The 15328-nt window shown below is 71.1% G+C and carries 19 protein-coding genes; 13 read left to right on the top strand and 6 right to left on the bottom strand.

Annotated elements, in window-relative coordinates; all coding sequences use genetic code 11:
- Positions 1-41 precede the first annotated feature (41 nt).
- The 4 genes from EV186_RS17490 to priA are packed head-to-tail and all read left to right on the top strand — an operon-like array spanning position 42 to position 3037.
- Positions 42-731 (top strand): thiamine pyrophosphate-dependent enzyme, encoded by a 690-nt coding sequence (locus EV186_RS17490; protein WP_208115665.1) that lies wholly within the window; start codon positions 42-44, stop codon positions 729-731.
- Positions 728-1648 carry a transketolase family protein gene (locus tag EV186_RS17485; RefSeq protein WP_133850407.1) on the top strand — a complete coding sequence of 307 codons (921 nt, stop codon included), beginning with the start codon at positions 728-730 and terminating at the stop codon, positions 1646-1648. The genes EV186_RS17490 and EV186_RS17485 overlap by 4 nt, the downstream gene beginning before the upstream one ends.
- A 14-nt stretch (positions 1649-1662) precedes the next feature.
- Positions 1663-2295 (top strand): imidazole glycerol phosphate synthase subunit HisH, encoded by a 633-nt coding sequence (hisH, locus tag EV186_RS17480; protein ID WP_133850406.1) that lies wholly within the window; start codon positions 1663-1665, stop codon positions 2293-2295.
- 10 nt (positions 2296-2305) lie between these two features.
- Positions 2306-3037 (top strand): bifunctional 1-(5-phosphoribosyl)-5-((5-phosphoribosylamino)methylideneamino)imidazole-4-carboxamide isomerase/phosphoribosylanthranilate isomerase PriA, encoded by a 732-nt coding sequence (priA, locus tag EV186_RS17475; RefSeq protein WP_133850405.1) that lies wholly within the window; start codon positions 2306-2308, stop codon positions 3035-3037.
- Here the strand turns inward: priA and EV186_RS17470 are convergent.
- Positions 3034-3408: a PPOX class F420-dependent oxidoreductase gene (locus EV186_RS17470; RefSeq protein WP_133850404.1), complete on the bottom strand. Its 375-nt coding sequence runs from the start codon at positions 3406-3408 to the stop codon at positions 3034-3036. The two genes, priA and EV186_RS17470, sit on opposite strands and share 4 nt — an antisense overlap.
- Complete coding sequence (locus EV186_RS17465) at positions 3405-3800, bottom strand: hypothetical protein (RefSeq protein ID WP_133850403.1); 396 nt, start codon at positions 3798-3800, stop codon at positions 3405-3407. The genes EV186_RS17470 and EV186_RS17465 overlap by 4 nt, the downstream gene beginning before the upstream one ends.
- Before the next feature lie 87 nt (positions 3801-3887).
- Here EV186_RS17465 and EV186_RS17460 point away from each other — a divergent pair, with 87 nt between their 5' ends.
- Positions 3888-5507 (top strand): alkaline phosphatase D family protein, encoded by a 1620-nt coding sequence (locus EV186_RS17460; RefSeq protein WP_133850402.1) that lies wholly within the window; start codon positions 3888-3890, stop codon positions 5505-5507.
- A gap of 225 nt (positions 5508-5732) precedes the next feature.
- Here the strand turns inward: EV186_RS17460 and EV186_RS17455 are convergent, their stop codons facing one another.
- From EV186_RS17455 to EV186_RS17445, 3 genes are read right to left on the bottom strand one after another with little or no spacing between them, the layout of a single operon-like run.
- Complete coding sequence (locus EV186_RS17455; protein WP_133850401.1) at positions 5733-6467, bottom strand: ABC transporter permease; 735 nt, start codon at positions 6465-6467, stop codon at positions 5733-5735.
- Positions 6464-7186, bottom strand: coding sequence for an ABC transporter ATP-binding protein (locus EV186_RS17450; protein WP_133850400.1), 723 nt, complete (start codon positions 7184-7186; stop codon positions 6464-6466). Before EV186_RS17450 ends, EV186_RS17455 begins: the two co-directional genes overlap by 4 nt.
- Before the next feature lie 51 nt (positions 7187-7237).
- Positions 7238-7810 (bottom strand): TetR/AcrR family transcriptional regulator, encoded by a 573-nt coding sequence (locus EV186_RS17445; protein ID WP_133850399.1) that lies wholly within the window; start codon positions 7808-7810, stop codon positions 7238-7240.
- A 50-nt stretch (positions 7811-7860) separates the two neighbouring features.
- Between EV186_RS17445 and hisF the strand changes: the two genes are divergently transcribed.
- From hisF to hisI, 4 genes are all read left to right on the top strand, one after another.
- Complete coding sequence (gene hisF / locus EV186_RS17440; RefSeq protein ID WP_133850398.1) at positions 7861-8634, top strand: imidazole glycerol phosphate synthase subunit HisF; 774 nt, start codon at positions 7861-7863, stop codon at positions 8632-8634.
- Entirely contained in the window at positions 8631-9029 is a 399-nt protein-coding gene (locus tag EV186_RS17435; RefSeq protein WP_133850397.1) for a hypothetical protein, read from the top strand. Before hisF ends, EV186_RS17435 begins: the two co-directional genes overlap by 4 nt.
- A 92-nt stretch (positions 9030-9121) precedes the next feature.
- Positions 9122-9685: a hypothetical protein gene (locus EV186_RS38955; RefSeq protein WP_166659221.1), complete on the top strand. Its 564-nt coding sequence runs from the start codon at positions 9122-9124 to the stop codon at positions 9683-9685.
- A 23-nt stretch (positions 9686-9708) separates the two neighbouring features.
- A complete protein-coding gene (gene hisI / locus EV186_RS17420; RefSeq protein WP_133850394.1) occupies positions 9709-10071 on the top strand; it encodes a phosphoribosyl-AMP cyclohydrolase in 363 nt (120 codons plus the stop codon).
- Here the strand turns inward: hisI and EV186_RS17415 are convergent.
- Positions 10050-10664 (bottom strand): TetR/AcrR family transcriptional regulator, encoded by a 615-nt coding sequence (locus EV186_RS17415; protein WP_133851304.1) that lies wholly within the window; start codon positions 10662-10664, stop codon positions 10050-10052. The genes hisI and EV186_RS17415 overlap by 22 nt on opposite strands.
- A 95-nt stretch (positions 10665-10759) precedes the next feature.
- Between EV186_RS17415 and EV186_RS17410 the strand changes: the two genes are divergently transcribed.
- From EV186_RS17410 to trpB, 4 genes are all read left to right on the top strand, one after another.
- On the top strand, positions 10760-12322 hold the full coding sequence (locus EV186_RS17410; RefSeq protein ID WP_166659220.1) for an anthranilate synthase component I: 1563 nt from the start codon (positions 10760-10762) through the stop codon (positions 12320-12322).
- On the top strand, positions 12315-12884 hold the full coding sequence (locus EV186_RS17405) for a Trp biosynthesis-associated membrane protein (protein WP_243754110.1): 570 nt from the start codon (positions 12315-12317) through the stop codon (positions 12882-12884). Before EV186_RS17410 ends, EV186_RS17405 begins: the two co-directional genes overlap by 8 nt.
- A gap of 235 nt (positions 12885-13119) precedes the next feature.
- A complete protein-coding gene (gene trpC / locus EV186_RS17400; RefSeq protein ID WP_133850393.1) occupies positions 13120-13929 on the top strand; it encodes an indole-3-glycerol phosphate synthase TrpC in 810 nt (269 codons plus the stop codon).
- Complete coding sequence (gene trpB / locus EV186_RS17395; RefSeq protein WP_424983160.1) at positions 13908-15188, top strand: tryptophan synthase subunit beta; 1281 nt, start codon at positions 13908-13910, stop codon at positions 15186-15188. Before trpC ends, trpB begins: the two co-directional genes overlap by 22 nt.
- The last annotated feature ends 140 nt before the right edge of the window (positions 15189-15328 follow it).

Below are 15328 nucleotides of genomic sequence, written 5' to 3'. Positions count from 1 at the left end.
GCTGTTGACCTCGACTTAACTGGAGGTTGCACGCTGACGGCATGGCGATCGACGAACGAGTGGACAGCGCCACGATCGGCGCGTTGTTCCAGCGGATGACCGGGGACGAGAAACACGAGTGGGCGGCCGCGTCGACCCTCGACGTGTTGTGGGTGCTCTACGACCGGGTGCTGAACGTCATGCCGGCTACCGCGAACGACCCCGATCGAGACCGGTTCCTGCTCTCCAAGGGCCACGGCCCGATGGCGTACTACGCGGTGCTCGCCGCCAAGGGCATCATCGACCCGGAGATCCTCGCCGACTGGACGGAGTTCGGCTCGCCGCTGGGCCAGCACCCCGACCGGGTGCTGGTGCCGGGCGTGGAGATCGGCAGCGGGTCGCTGGGGCACGGTCTCGCCCTGGGGGTCGGGACCGCGCTCGGGCTGCGCGCCCAGGGCCGCACCGCAAAGGTTTTCGTCCTCGTCGGCGACGGCGAGCTCGACGAAGGCAGCAACCACGAGGCGATCGCGCTGGCCGGGCGACTGGGCCTCGACCGCCTGACTGCCGTCGCCATCGACAACCACTCGTCGAGCCACGGCTGGCCCGGCGGCATCGACCGTCGCTTCGCCGTCGAGGGCTGGTCGACGACCACTGTGGACGGACGCGACCACGACGCGCTGTACCAGGCGTTCACCCAGGACCACGACGGCCGGCCGCACCTCGTGGTGGCCGAGATCGGGGACCAGTCATGATCAAGCAAGGTGACACGGGCGAGAAGGCGGCCATGCGCGCGGTGTTCGTGGACGTGGTGAGCGACGCGCTGGACACCGATCCACGCCTCGCGGTGGTCACGGCGGACATCTCCGCCGCGGCGTTCGCGCAGGCGCGGCGCAGGCACCCCGACCGCGTGATCAACGTCGGCATCCGCGAGCAGGCCATGGTCGGGGTGGCGGGCGGTCTCGCGCTGACCGGGCTGCGGCCGGTCGTGCACAGCTACACGCCGTTCCTGGTCGAGCGGCCGTTCGAGATGATCAAGCTGGACCTCGGCCACCAGGACGTCGGCGCGGTGCTGGTCAGCATCGGCGGCTCGTACGACGACCCGGTGTGGGGCCGCACCCACCAGGCGCCCGGCGATGTCGCGCTGCTCGACACGTTGCCCGGCTGGACCATCCACGTGCCCGGCCACCCCGACGAGGTCGGTCCGCTGCTGCGCGACGCGCTCGACGGCGACGGCCGCGTCTACCTGCGACTGTCCACACGCGAAAACGCCGCGGCGTTCCCGGTCGGCGGGGGATTCACGGCCGTGCGCCACGGCAGCCGAGGGGTGGTGGTCGCGGTGGGCACGACGCTCGACGCCGTGCTCGCCGCGACCGAGCAGCAGGACGTCACCGTCCTCTACGCGGCGACGGTCCGGCCGTTCGACCACGTGGGCCTGCGCGCGGCCGCCCAGTCGACCAACCCGTCGGTGCTGCTCGTCGAGCCCTACCTCGCGGGCACGTCGGCGCACCAGGTCGCGGAGGCGTTGTGGGACATGCCACACCGGTTGCGCTCGCTCGGCGTGCGCCGTGACGTCGAGGTCCGCGCGTACGGCAGGCCCGAGGACCACGACGGCGTGCACGGCCTCGACGCCGCGGGCATTCGGTCGGCCCTCACCGGCTTCCTGGGCTGACCTACGCTGGAGGGGTGACACGCGTCGTCATCCTCGACTACGGATCGGGCAACCTGCGCTCCGCGGAACGCGCCTTGCGGCGCGTCGGTGCGGAGGTGGAGGTGAGCGCGGACTTCCAGGCCGCGCTCGACTGCGACGGTCTCGTGGTGCCGGGGGTCGGCGCGTTCGCCGCGTGCATGGCCGGGCTGCGCGCGGTGCGCGGCGACCGCATCATCGGGCGACGGCTCGCCGGTGGGCGCCCGGTCCTGGGCATCTGCGTCGGCATGCAGATCCTGTTCGACCGGGGGATCGAGCACGGCGAGGAGGCCGAGGGCTGCGGCGAGTGGCCGGGCACGGTGGAGCGCCTGGACGCGCCGGTCGTGCCGCACATGGGCTGGAACACCGTGCGTGCCCCCGAGAGGTCGGTCCTCTTCGCCGGGATGGACCCCGCCACCCGGTTCTACTTCGTCCACTCCTACGGCGTGCGCAAGTGGGAGCTGGCGGGCGGGTCGCCGATCGCCGAGCCGGTGGTCACGTGGGCCACCCACGGCAGCGAGTTCGTGGCCGCGGTGGAGAACGGACCGCTCTCGGCCACCCAGTTCCACCCGGAGAAGTCCGGCGACGCAGGCGCGGAACTGCTGCGGAACTGGCTCTCGTCCGTGCACTAGGGTCGTCGCCGTGACGTTCACCCTGCTCCCGGCCGTCGACGTGGCCGATGGGAAAGCGGTCCGGCTCGTCCAGGGCGCGGCGGGCACCGAGACCTCCTACGGCGACCCGGCCGAGGCCGCGCGCACCTGGCAGCGCGACGGCGCCGAGTGGGTCCACCTGGTGGACCTCGACGCCGCGTTCGGCCGTGGCTCCAACGCCGAGCAGCTGGCCGCGGTGATCGGCGAGCTGGACGTCAAGGTCGAGCTCTCCGGCGGGATCCGCGACGACGACTCGCTGGCCACGGCGCTGTCCACCGGCTGCGCGCGGGTGAACCTGGGCACCGCGGCCCTCGAGTACCCCGACTGGTGCACGCGGGTGATCGCCAAGTACGGCGAGAAGATCGCGGTCGGCCTCGACGTGCGGGTGGTCGACGGCGAGCACCGGCTCGCCGCGCGCGGCTGGACCCGCGACGGCGGGGACCTGTGGGAGGTGCTGGCCCGGCTCGACGCCGACGGCTGCGCCCGCTACGTGCTCACCGACGTGAGCAAGGACGGCACCCTGCAGGGTCCGAACCTCGACCTGTTGCGCGCGGTCTGCGCGGCCACCGACCGGCCGGTCATCGCATCCGGCGGGGTGTCCAGTGTGGACGATCTGCGGGCGCTCGCGGGCCTGGCCGACCTCGGCGTGGAGGGCGCGATCGTCGGCAAAGCCTTGTACGCGGGCAAGTTCACCCTGCCCGAAGCGCTGGCCGCGGTCCGCTAGCGGAGCCGGAGCTCGATCCCGATCGTGCCGCTCTTGCCGCGGCGCAGGCGGCTGCCGAACAGGGTCAGGCGGCCGGTGATCCCGTACTTGCGCCGGATGAGCTCGCGCACGCGTTCGGTTCCCTCGGCGTCCATCAGCCGTGCGGTGCCCGGGTGCGACGGTCCGCTGGGGTTGCCCTTGAAGTCGCACTCGGCGAGCAGCACCGCGCCGTCGCGGCGGATCCGCTTGACCTTGCCCGCGTCCGCCGCGGACCACGCGTAGAGCGCTTCGCCGTCGGCGACCACCCACACCGGCGTCGGCACGGCGGTGCCCTCACGGCGGAAGGTGGTGAGCAGCAGGTACTTCCCGGCCCCGAGTTCCTCGGCGGTCACCGGATCACGAGCCCGGCGCGTTGCAGTTCCACCTCGACGCGCGCGCGTTCGAGCTCACGGTCGAGCCCGTCGGGCAGCTTGTCGAGTTCGGCAGGCACGCACAGAGCATCGCAGGCCTGGCACAGCAGCGCATCGTAGGCCTGCTGGGTGCCGCGGCGGCGGACGATGCTGGTGCCGTCGGGCAGCTCGCGGATCGCCTTGTCCACCCGGCGCAGGTCGGCGGCCAGCCGTTCGATCGGTGGCTTGACGGGGACCGGCGGGCGTCTGCGGTCACGCAGGTCGCGCAGGGCGCCGAAGAACTTGGGCAGGGCGAACAACAGCGCCACGACGGCGCTCGGCATGACGACGAGCACCGCGTAGATCAGCACGTTCCCAAGGACGTGCGAGTCCATGCCCCATCGTAAATCGGGTGAACAGTGCGGGAAAACCCTCCGAACGGTTGCTGTGACACTTGCGCCAATGATGTATCACTTTAAGGCGTGACCTCGACTCCGCTGGATCGTCGTTCGTTCTTGCGCACCGCCGCCATCGCCGGTGGTGCGCTCCTCGTGCCGGCCGCGATCGCGGCCACGGCCAGTGCCGACGCGGCGCCGCAGTTCGCGCACGGCGTCGCTTCTGGCGATCCTCTACCCGACGGCGTCCTGCTGTGGACGCGCGTGACCCCGACCTCCGACTCCCTGCCCGGCTCCGGCCAGGGCCCGACCGTCGACGTCCGCTGGGACGTCGCCACCGACTCGGGCTTCGGCTCGATCGTGCGCTCCGGTGTCGTGACCACCGGACCCGAGCGCGACCACACCGTGAAGGTGGACGTCGCCGGCCTGAGCCCGGCCACCACGTACTACTACCGGTTCACCCTCGACGGCGCGACGTCGTCGATCGGGCGCACCCGCACCGCACCCGCGCCGGACGCCGCCGTGGCCGGCCTGCGGATGGGCCTGGTGTCGTGCGCGAACTGGCAGGGCGGCTACTTCGGCTCCTACCGCCACCTCGCCGCGCGCACCGACCTCGACGCCATCCTGCACGTCGGCGACTACCTCTACGAGTACCAAGTGGGTGGATACGGCGCGCGGGACAAGACCATCCGCCCGCACGTGCCCGAGCACGAGATCGTGACGCTCACCGACTACCGGCAGCGCCACGCGCAGTACAAGACCGACCCGGACGTGCAGGCGCTGCACGCCCTGCACCCGTGGCTGATCACGTGGGACGACCACGAGTACGCCAACGACACGTGGTCGGACGGCGCGCAGAACCACCAGCCCGACACCGAAGGCCCGTGGAGCGCGCGCAAGGCGGCGGCGCAGCAGGCGTACTCGGAGTGGATGCCGGTGCGGCTGGGCCCGGGCAACACGATCTACCGCACCGTGCGGTGGGGCCGGCTCGCCGAGTTCTCGTTGCTGGACCTGCGCAGCTACCGCTCGAAGCAGGTCACGGCGATCGAGGGCGGCATGGACGACCCGAGCCGCACCATCACCGGCGACGCGCAGATGGAATGGCTCAAGGGCGGCCTCGCGTCGTCGCCGGCGCAGTGGAAGCTCGTCGGCAACTCGGTGATGATCACGCCGATCGCCGTCACCGGGCTGGCGGCGGTGGTCATGCAAGCCCTGGGTGACCTGCTCGGCATCCCGATCGGCGGCGTCGCCTCCAACGCGGACGCCTGGGACGGCTACACCGCCGACCGCACGGAGTTGTTGTCGCACATCGCCGACAACAACATCCAGAACACCGTGTTCCTGACCGGCGACATCCACACGTCGTGGGCCGCGAACGTGCCGGTGCAGAAGGGCGGCGCGGCGGTGGCGACGGAGTTCGTGACGCCGTCGGTGACCAGCGACAACATCGACGACATCCTGAACATCCCGCCGCGCACCGGATCCCTTGCGGTGGAAGCGATCCTGCGCGGGTACAACCCGCACGTGAAGCTGGTGGAGCTGGACTCGCACGGGTATTCGGTCGTCGACGTGAACGCCCAGCGCGTGCAGGCCGACTGGTACTACCTCAACGACCGCACCAGCCCGACCACCGGCGTGAAGTACTCGACGTCGATGGCCGTGGCCTCCGGCACGCACTCGATCCAAAAGGCCGGCACCCGCCTGTAACGCCGGGCGTGTCCCACACTCGCGCCGGGTGTGTCCTCCGCTCCGGCCGGGTGTGTCCCACGTTCGCGCTGGGTGTGTCCCACACTCGCGCTGGGTGTGTTCCACATCCGGCGGGCACCGAGTGTGGGACACGCCTACGCCGAGTGTGGGACACACCCGACCCCAGTGTGGGACACATGCGCTCCCGGTGTGGGACACACCCGCGGTGAGTGGGGGACACGCCCGTCAGGGCGTGCGGCGGCGCAGGGTGGCCGCACCCAGGGCCAGGGCGAGCAACGCGCAACCCAGGACCACCAACAGGTTCCGCGTCAGCGTGGCGGTCCACTCGGCCCCGCCCGTCACCTGCTGCAGCGCCTCCACCGCGTACGACAACGGCATCACGTCCGAGAGCCAGTTGAGCAGCCAGCCCATCTCCGAGCGGGGCTGGAAGAGCCCGCACAGCAACGCCTGCGGCAGCACGAAGACCGGCATGAACTGGATGGCCTGGAACTCCGTCGTCGCGAACGCGCTGACGAACAACCCCAGGGCCATGCCCAGCAACGCGTCCAGCGCGGTGATCAACAGCAGCGACCACACCGAGCCCTGGACGGTGAGCCCGAGCCACCACAGGCTCACGGCGGCCGCCACGAGCACCTGCACCACCGCCACGAGGCCGAACGCCAGCGCATAGCCCGCCAGCAGGTCGAACTTCCCCAGTGGCATGGTCATCAGGCGTTCGAGCGTCCCGGTCGTGCGCTCGCGCAACGTCGTGATCGACGCGATCAGGAACATGATCACGAACGGGAAAACGCCGAGCAGCGCGGGGGCGACGTGGCTGAACACCACCGCCGAGTTGAACACGAAGCGCAGCAACACCATCAGCAGCGTCGGCACCAGGACGAGCATCACGACGGTGCGCGGGTCGTGGCGCAGTTGGTTGAGGATCCGGCGAGTGGTCGCCAAAGTGATCGAGGCACTCATGAGGTGTGCTCCTTCTCGCGCACCAGGTGTAGGAAGGCTTGCTCCAGGTCCTGTTGGCCGGTCTCCGCGCGCAGCGCGTCCGGCGAGTCGTCGGCGAGCAGCACGCCTTCACGCATGAGCAGCAGCCGCGTGCAGCGCGCCGCCTCGTCCATCACGTGGCTGGACACCACGAGCGTCGTGCCCTGCGCGGCGAGCCGGTGGAACAGGTCCCACAGGTGCTCGCGCAGCACCGGGTCGAGGCCGACGGTCGGCTCGTCGAGCACCAGCAGTTCGGGGGAGCCGAGCAGGGCCACGGCGAGGCTCGCCCGCCCGCGCTGGCCGCCGGAGAGCTGGCCTACCAGCACGTCGGCGTGCGAGGTCAGGCCCACCTGCTCGATCACCTCGGCCACCGAGGCGCGCGGCGCACCGAGCACGGACGCGAAGTAGCGCAGCGATTCGGTGATCGTCAGGTCGGCGTAGACGGCCGGGTTCTGGGTGGCGTAGCCGATCCGGTTGCGCAGCGGCTTGCTGCCCGCCGGTTCGCCGAGCACGGTCACGCTCCCACCGTGGGTGAGCTGGACGCCGACGATGGCGCGCATCAGCGTGGTCTTGCCGCACCCGCTCGGCCCGAGCAGGCCGGTCACCGAGCCGGGCTCGACGGTGAAGGAGAGGTCGCGGAGCACGTCGCGGCCACCGCGGATGACGCGGAGCCCGGCCACGACGATCGCGGAATTAGTCATGTGTTTAATTCTGCGGCCGTGGAAAACCGCTGTCAAGCGGGACTTGGTCCTTCAGCCGCCGATGTAGCCCTGCAACACCGGCGCGATCATGGCGACGACCTCGTCGTGCGAGGCCCCGGCCAGCGGCTCGACCTTCACCACGTACCGCACCAGCGCGAGCCCGAACAGCTGCGCGGCCATGCCGGTCACCCGCAGCGGTGGCACGCCCAGCTCCGTGGCGACCTTGGCCAGCACGGCCCGCTGGATGAACTGGCGCATCATCGTCGCGGCCTGCTCGTTGGTGGACACCGAGCGCAGCAGCCCGAAGAACGCGGCCCGCGGCTGCGGGGTCTCCCACAACATCAGGAACAGGCGCACCAGCCGCTCGCCGACGCCCGAGCGCGGGCCGTCGAGGATGGTGCCGACCATCACGGCCGGGTCGACGGGCAGGTGCATCGCCGCGGCGAAGACCTTGTCCTTGCTGCCGAAGAAGTGGTGCACCAGGGCCGGGTTCACGTCGGCGTCGGCGGCGATGGCGCGGATGGTCGTGCCGTCGTACCCGTGCGTGCCGAACCGCTCGCGCGCGGCCGCGAGGATCGCCTCGCGCGTCTCGGTCTGCCCGGGGCGCCGCCCCGCCCGTGCCATGTGGTCCTCCCTTGCCCTGGTCAGTATCGCTGGCCCGTAGGCTTGGCGGCATGGCAGTGGCGGTGCGGGTGATCCCGTGTCTCGACGTGGACGCGGGACGCGTGGTGAAGGGCGTCAACTTCACCGACCTGCGCGATGCCGGCGACCCGGTCGAGCTCGCCCGGGTCTACGACGCCGAGGGCGCCGACGAGCTGACCTTCCTGGACGTGACCGCGTCCTCGGGCAACCGCGAGACCACCTACGACGTCGTGCGCCGCACCGCGGAGCAGGTCTTCATCCCGCTGACCGTGGGCGGCGGCGTCCGTGAGGTGTCCGATGTGGACCGTCTGCTGCGGGCGGGCGCGGACAAGGTCAGCATCAACACCGCGGCCATCGCGCGACCGGAGTTCCTCGCCGAGGCCTCGCGCCGGTTCGGCGCGCAGTGCGTGGTGCTGTCGGTGGACGCCCGTCGGGTGCCCGAGGGCGGCGCGCCGACGCCGTCCGGCTTCGAGGTCACCACGCACGGCGGCCGCCGCGGCACCGGCATCGACGCGGTCGAGTGGGCCCGGCGCGGGCAGGAACTCGGCGCGGGGGAGATCCTGCTGAACTCCATGGACGCCGACGGCACCAAGGCGGGCTTCGACCTGCCGCTGGTGGAGCTGGTGCGGGCCGTGGTCGAGGTGCCGTTGATCGCCAGCGGCGGCGCGGGCGAGCTCGCGCACTTCCCGCCCGCGGTCGCGGCCGGCGCGGACGCGGTGCTCGCGGCCAGCGTGTTCCACTTCGGACAGTTGCGGATCGGCGAGGTCAAGCAAACCCTTGCCGCGGCGGGAGTTGAGGTGCGGTGACCGAAGAGGATCCGAAGCAGCTGACGGCCATGACCCGGCGCCCGCTCGAGGTGTGGCTGGCCATGGGGGTCAACGCCGGCGCCGCGCTGGTGTTCCTGCTGGTGGCCATCGTCCGGCAGATCACCGAGGGCGGCAGCGGGCTGCTGCCGGTGCCGATCTACCTGCTCGTGCTGGCCGTCGTCGCGGTCGCGCTGTTGATCTGGCGGCCCCGCAACGTGCAGTTGCTCTTCGGCATCGCGGCCGTGTTGCCGGTGCTGCTGCACCTGCTGGTGGTCATGGGCAACCAGGTCTGGTGGCTGCGCACGCTGTCCGGCGTGCTCGCGGCGGCCTACCTGTACTCGGTCGTGCTGGTGAACACCAAGCCCGCGCGCATGCACCTCGCCGGTCGCGCCTGACGTTTCCCCATTCCGGGCATCTCCGGAAATCGGGACGGATACCCTTTGCGCCATCCGGCCGAATCCGGCCGGATGACACCCGAGGGGATTCCATGCGCACAGCACTCGTCACCGCCATGTTCACCGCCGCGGTGGCTGCCGCCCTGCTCTCCGGGTGTTCCGGCGGGGACGACACCGCCGCCAAGACGCCCACGACCACCACCGCGACCAGCACGCCCGCGGCGAGCTCGTCGGCTTCGGCGCCGTCGTCGAGCGCCGGCGGGTCGACCGACGCCGCGGGCAACACCAAGCAGGTGTGCGCCACGGCCGAGAAGTCCCTGGACCTGGTCGCCCAGGACAAGATGAAGACCGACGTGATCGCCGAAGCCAAGAGCAACGGCGGTGACGCGCAGAAGGCCGCGGTCACCGTGTTCAAGCGCAACATGGGCAAGATCGCCACCACGTTCACCGCCCAGGGCAAGATCGCCACCGACACCGAGCTGGGCGACGCGCTGACCGTCACGGCGACGGCGCTGACCAAGGCCCTCGGCGAGATCAAGACCGTCGGTGACCTCGACAAGCTCGACAACTCGGCCGTGCTGAACTCGACCGAGGTCAAGAACGCCGGGCAGACGCTGACCGACAAGTGCGGCGGCAAGTTCTCCGACGGCTTCTAGAGCGCGGGTGCGATGATGGCCGGGTGAGCGGATTGGACCCGGCCATCAGTGCACGGCTCAAGCGCAACGCCGAGGGCCTGGTCTGCGCGGTGGTGCAGCAGCACGGCACCGGCGACGTGCTGATGGTGGCCTGGATGGACGACGAGGCCCTGGCCCGGACCTTGGCCACCCGCGAGGCGACCTACTTCTCGCGCAGCCGCAACCGCCAGTGGGTCAAGGGCGAGACGTCGGGGCACCGCCAGCACGTGCGCTCGGTGCGCCTCGACTGCGATGGCGACGCGGTGCTGGTCGAGGTCGACCAGACCGGTCCCGCCTGCCACACCGGAACCCACACTTGCTTCGACAGCGACGTGCTGCTGACGGATCAGAGCTCGCCGGTCAGGTAGCGCTGCAGCGTGGGCCCGACCGCGGCGACGAGTTCGGGGATCGGGGTGTGGGCCAGCGGCTCGAACTTGATCACGTAGCGGGCCACGCCCATGCCGACCAGCTGCGAGGCGACCAGGTTGGCGCGCAGGTCGGGCCGGTCCTCGGTCACGGTGTTGGCCAGCGAGATGAACACGTGCTTGAGGAAGAAGTCGCGCAGCACGTGGGCCGCCGCCTCGTGGCCGGTCACGCTGCGCACCAGCGCGGCGAAGTGCTCGCCGCCGGTGTCGTCCCAGACGGTGAGGAACGTCCGCACGATCCGCGGGCCCAGCTCGTCGACCGGACCCGCGTTCAGCAGGGCGAGGATGTCGTTCGGCTTGATCGGCAGGTCGAGGATCGCCTCGGCGAACAGGCCCTCCTTGCCCCCGAACCAGTGGTTGACCATGGCCGCGTCCACGCCCGCGCGGGTCGCGATGGAGCGAACCGTCGCGCCGTCGTAACCCTGCTCGGCGAACACCGCCCGCGCGGCCGACACGAGCGCGCTGCGGGTGTCCGCGCCCGCGGGTCGCCTGCCGCGCCGCTTCACGGCCGATTCTTCGCCTCGGGTCACGCTCATCATCCCATCATCACCCAGCGGGTCCTGCTTTTCCAACATCCCATGAATTGTGGCCGGAGAGCATCCGGCCGGGCACGCACGGCACAATGGAGGCCATGTCGACTGCGACGTCCACGACCGCTGTTGGATCCATACCCGCCCCGGCCGGAATGGGCGTCGTGCGCCCGACCCGCGAGGAATTCCACGCCCTGGCCGCCGAGCGGCGCGTCGTCCCCGTGGTCCGCACGGTCCTCGGCGACGGCGAGACGCCGGTCGGGGTCTACCGCAAACTCGCCGGGCAGCGGCCCGGCACTTTCCTGTTCGAGTCCGCGGAGAACGGCCGGTCGTGGTCGCGCTGGTCGTTCGTCGGCGTGCACAGCCCCGCCGCGCTCACCGCGCGCGGCGGCGAGGCCTACTGGACCGGCACGCCGCCGGTCGGCCTCCCGGCCGGTGGCGACCCGCTGGTCGCGTTGCGCGAGACCCTCGAGGCCCTGCACACCGAGCCGCTGCCGGGTCTGCCGCCGCTGACCGGCGGCATGGTCGGGTTCATCGGCTACGACGCCGTGCGCCGCCTCGAACGCCTGCCGGACCTCTGCGTCGACGACCTGAAGCTGCCCGAACTGGTGATGCTGCTGGCCACCGACCTCGCCGCGCTCGACCACCACGAGGGCACGATCACGCTCATCGCCAACGCGGTGAACTGGGACGACAGCCCCGAGCGGGTCGACGCCGCCTACGACGACGCCGTCCGCAGGCTCGACGTCATGACCGAGGGCCTGCGCACGCCCGCCGAGCCGAGCGCGGTCGTGTTCGACCGGCCGAAGCCGGAGTTCACCCGCCGGCGCACCACCGAGGAGTACGGGCAGGCCGTGCTCACCGCCAAGGAGGCCATCCGCGCGGGTGAGGCGTTCCAGACGGTGATCTCGCAGCGGTTCGAGATGGCGACCGACTCCGACCCGCTCGACATCTACCGGGTGCTGCGCAACACGAACCCGAGCCCGTACATGTACCTGCTGCGCCTCGACGGGTTCACCATCGTCGGGTCGAGCCCGGAGGCCCTGGTCACCGTGCACGACCGCAAGGCGACCATGCACCCGATCGCGGGCACGCGCTGGCGCAGCCCCGACCCGGACGAGGACGCGCTGCTGGAGAAGGACCTGCTGGCCGACGAGAAGGAGCGCGCCGAGCACCTGATGCTCGTGGACCTCGGCCGCAACGACCTCGGCCGGGTCTGCCGGCCCGGCTCGGTGCACGTGGTCGAGTTCTTCCGGGTCGAGCGCTACAGCCACGTCATGCACATCGTGTCGACCGTGACCGGCGAGCTGGCCGAGGGCAAGACGGCGTTCGACGCGGTCGCCGCCTGCTTCCCGGCAGGCACCCTGTCCGGTGCGCCGAAGCCGCGGGCGATGGAGCTGATCGAGCAGCTGGAACCCACCCGCCGTGGCCTCTACGGCGGGGTCGTCGGCTACCTGGACTTCGCCGGGGATGCCGACACCGCGATCGCCATCCGCACGGCGGTCGTCCGCGACGGCGTCGCATACGTGCAGGCCGGGGCCGGGGTCGTCGCCGATTCCGACCCCGTCGCCGAGGACACCGAGTGCGTGAACAAGGCCCGCGCGGTGCTCGCCGCGATCGCCGCCGCGGGGACCATGCGCCCGGCCGGTGCCTCCGGTGCCTGACCAGGGCCGCGAAACAGCCCCGGACCGCAAGACAGCCCCGGGCCGCAAGGCGCTCCTGCTGGTCGTGGTGCTGTTGCTGGCCGGTGCGGTCGCGTTGTGGTTCGCCGCGCGGCTGACGTGGACCACGGCGATCGAGATCCGGCCGGGATCGGGCGCGCGCATCCCCGTGCGGCACACCGGCGGGGACGAGGTGCCCGCCCTGGTGCCGCTCGCCTTGCTCGCGCTGGCCGGGATCGCGGGCACGATCGCGGTCGGCGGCTGGGCGCGGCGGGTGGTCGGCGGCCTGCTCGCGCTCGCCGGGTTCGGCACGCCGCTGCTGGCCCTGCTGGCCGGCGAAGCGAGTACCGGTGGGTCGTTGTTCCCTTGGGCCAGAACGGTTGCCGGGCTCGGTGGCGTGCTCGTCCTGGCGGCGGGCGCGCTGGTGGTGCGTTACTCCACGGGGATGCCCCGGTTGGGCTCGTCGTATCAGAGCGGACCGGCGCGCGAACGGCCCAAGGACGCGGACTCCGAGTTGTGGCAGGCACTTTCGCAGGGTGAGGACCCGACTACCCGGTCCGGGTGAGCGCCGACCCTGACCGGAAGTGGCCAAGTGGACGGGGTTAGCATCCATTCCGGGCGGAAGGGGCACTGCTTGTGAGCGAGGCTTATTCACACGAGCCCGATGGTCAGGTGCCAACGGGACTCGGTGTGCGCGTTCGGTCGTCCGGGGGCGAAGTGGGAATAAGACTCGTCGACGTGACGGGGTGCGGGATCAAGCCCGTGGCAGCGCAACCGGTCGGCACCCTTGGAGGTGCGGCATGAGTGTTCTCGATTCGATCATCGACGGTGTGCGCGAGGACCTGGCCGTGCGGGAGGCCGCGCTGCCGTTCGAGCAGCTGAAGGAGCTGGCCGCGAAGGCGCCGGCGCCCAAGGACGCGTTCAGCGCGCTGCGCGGGTCCGACGTGGGCGTGATCGCCGAGGTCAAGCGGCGCAGCCCGTCCAAGGGCGACCTCGCCGACATCGCCGACCCGGCCGAGCTGGCCCGCGACTACGCCGACGCCGGCGCGCGGGTGATCAGCGTGCTGACCGAGCAGCGGCGCTTCGGCGGCTCGCTCGCCGACTTCGACGCGGTCCGCGCCGCGGTCGACGTTCCCTTGCTGCGCAAGGACTTCATCGTCAGCCCGTACCAGGTGCACGAGGCCCGCGCGCACGGCGCCGACCTGGTGCTGCTGATCGTGGCCGCGCTCGAGCAGAACGCGCTCGTGTCGTTGCTCGACCGCGTCGAGTCGCTCGGGATGACCGCGCTGGTCGAGGTGCACACCGCCGAGGAGGCCGACCGCGCGCTGGAGGCGGGCGCGTCGGTGATCGGCGTGAACGCCCGCAACCTGCACACCCTCGAGGTCGACCGCGACATGTTCCACCGCATCGCGACCGGCCTGCCGTTCGAGACCGTGAAGGTGGCCGAGTCCGGCGTGCGCGGGCCCAGCGACCTGATGACCTACGCCGGGGCCGGCGCGGACGCCGTGCTGGTCGGCGAGGGGCTCGTGGCCAGCGACGACCCGAAGGCCGCGCTGGTCAAGCTGGTCACCGCCGGTTCGCACCCGGCCTGCCCGAGGCCGAGCCGATGAGCGGGGACCAGACTGACCAGGCTCCGGAGCTGGACGACAAGGACCTGCACGCCCCGTCGGAGCACGACCCCGACGAGCGCGGCCACTTCGGCCCGTTCGGCGGGCGCTTCATGCCCGAGGCGCTGATCGGCGCCCTGGAGGAGCTCTCCGCCGAGTACGACAAGGCCCGCGTCGATCCGGACTTCCTCGACGAGTTCCACAAGCTGCTGCGTGACTACGCGGGCCGCCCGTCGCTGCTGACCGAGGCGCCCCGGTTCGCCGAGCACTGCGGTGGTGCGCAGATCTGGCTCAAGCGCGAGGACCTCAACCACACCGGCTCTCACAAGATCAACAATGTGCTGGGCCAGGCGTTGCTCACCAAGCGGATGGGCAAGAAGCGGGTCATCGCCGAGACCGGCGCGGGTCAGCACGGTGTCGCCACCGCGACGGCGTGCGCGCTCTTCGGCCTCGACTGCACGATCTACATGGGCGAGGTCGACACCGAGCGCCAGGCGTTGAACGTCGCCCGGATGCGGCTGCTCGGCGCCGAGGTCATCCCGGTGAAGACCGGTTCGCGCACCCTCAAGGACGCCATCAACGAGGCGCTGCGCGACTGGGTGACCAATGTGGACACCACGCACTACCTGCTGGGCACGGCGGCCGGCGCGCACCCGTTCCCGGTGCTGGTGCGCAACTTCCACAAGGTGATCGGCGCCGAGGCCCGCCAGCAGATGCTGGAGAAGGCCGGTCGGCTGCCCGACGTCGTGGCCGCTTGCGTCGGTGGCGGGTCCAACGCGATCGGCATCTTCCACGGGTTCATCGACGACAAGGACGTGCGCCTGGTCGGCCTGGAACCCGGCGGGCACGGCATCGACTCCGGCGAGCACGGCGCGACCCTGTCCGAGGGCACGCCGGGCATGCTGCACGGCGCGTTCTCCTACCTGCTGCAGGACGAGGACGGCCAGACCATCGAGGCATACTCGATCTCCGCGGGCCTGGACTACCCGGGCGTCGGACCCGAGCACTCCTACCTCAAGGACAGCGGCCGCGCCGAGTACCGGTCGGTGACCGACGACGAGGCGATGACCGCGTTCCGGCTGCTGTCGCGCACCGAGGGCATCATCCCGGCGATCGAGTCGTCGCACGCGCTGGCCGGAGCCATGAAGCTCGGTCAGGAACTGGGTCCCGAGGGCGTGATCCTGGTGAGCCTGTCCGGTCGCGGCGACAAGGACATGGACACCGCAGCGAAGTACTTCGGTCTGATGGACGGGGAATCCTGATGGGCGAGGACATGGACACCGCAGCACAGTGCCGGACAAGGGACTTCGGTCTGATGGACGGGGAATCCTGATGGGCGAGGACATGGACACCGCAGCACAGTGCCGGACAAGGGACTTCGGTCTGATGGACGGGGAATCCT

It is taken from the genome of Labedaea rhizosphaerae (assembly GCF_004362825.1).
Taxonomy (GTDB): Bacteria; Actinomycetota; Actinomycetes; order Mycobacteriales; family Pseudonocardiaceae; genus Labedaea; species Labedaea rhizosphaerae.
Note: the sequence above shows the minus strand (reverse complement) of the source record. Positions and strands in the feature narration are given on the sequence as shown.

What these genes read in the sequence shown, in the direction of transcription:
- EV186_RS17465 (WP_133850403.1), bottom strand. Translation starts at nt 3,800, where the DNA reads ATGGACTCGCACGTCCTTGGGAACGTGCTGATCTACGCGGTGCTCGTC.
- EV186_RS17450 (WP_133850400.1), bottom strand. Translation starts at nt 7,186, where the DNA reads ATGACTAATTCCGCGATCGTCGTGGCCGGGCTCCGCGTCATCCGCGGT.
- EV186_RS17455 (WP_133850401.1), bottom strand. Translation starts at nt 6,467, where the DNA reads ATGAGTGCCTCGATCACTTTGGCGACCACTCGCCGGATCCTCAACCAA.
- EV186_RS17415 (WP_133851304.1), bottom strand. Translation starts at nt 10,664, where the DNA reads ATGAGCGTGACCCGAGGCGAAGAATCGGCCGTGAAGCGGCGCGGCAGG.
- EV186_RS17410 (WP_166659220.1), top strand. Translation starts at nt 10,760, where the DNA reads ATGTCGACTGCGACGTCCACGACCGCTGTTGGATCCATACCCGCCCCG.
- EV186_RS17445 (WP_133850399.1), bottom strand. Translation starts at nt 7,810, where the DNA reads ATGGCACGGGCGGGGCGGCGCCCCGGGCAGACCGAGACGCGCGAGGCG.
- EV186_RS17485 (WP_133850407.1), top strand. Translation starts at nt 728, where the DNA reads ATGATCAAGCAAGGTGACACGGGCGAGAAGGCGGCCATGCGCGCGGTG.
- EV186_RS38955 (WP_166659221.1), top strand. Translation starts at nt 9,122, where the DNA reads ATGCGCACAGCACTCGTCACCGCCATGTTCACCGCCGCGGTGGCTGCC.
- hisF (WP_133850398.1), top strand. Translation starts at nt 7,861, where the DNA reads ATGGCAGTGGCGGTGCGGGTGATCCCGTGTCTCGACGTGGACGCGGGA.
- EV186_RS17490 (WP_208115665.1), top strand. Translation starts at nt 42, where the DNA reads ATGGCGATCGACGAACGAGTGGACAGCGCCACGATCGGCGCGTTGTTC.
- trpC (WP_133850393.1), top strand. Translation starts at nt 13,120, where the DNA reads ATGAGTGTTCTCGATTCGATCATCGACGGTGTGCGCGAGGACCTGGCC.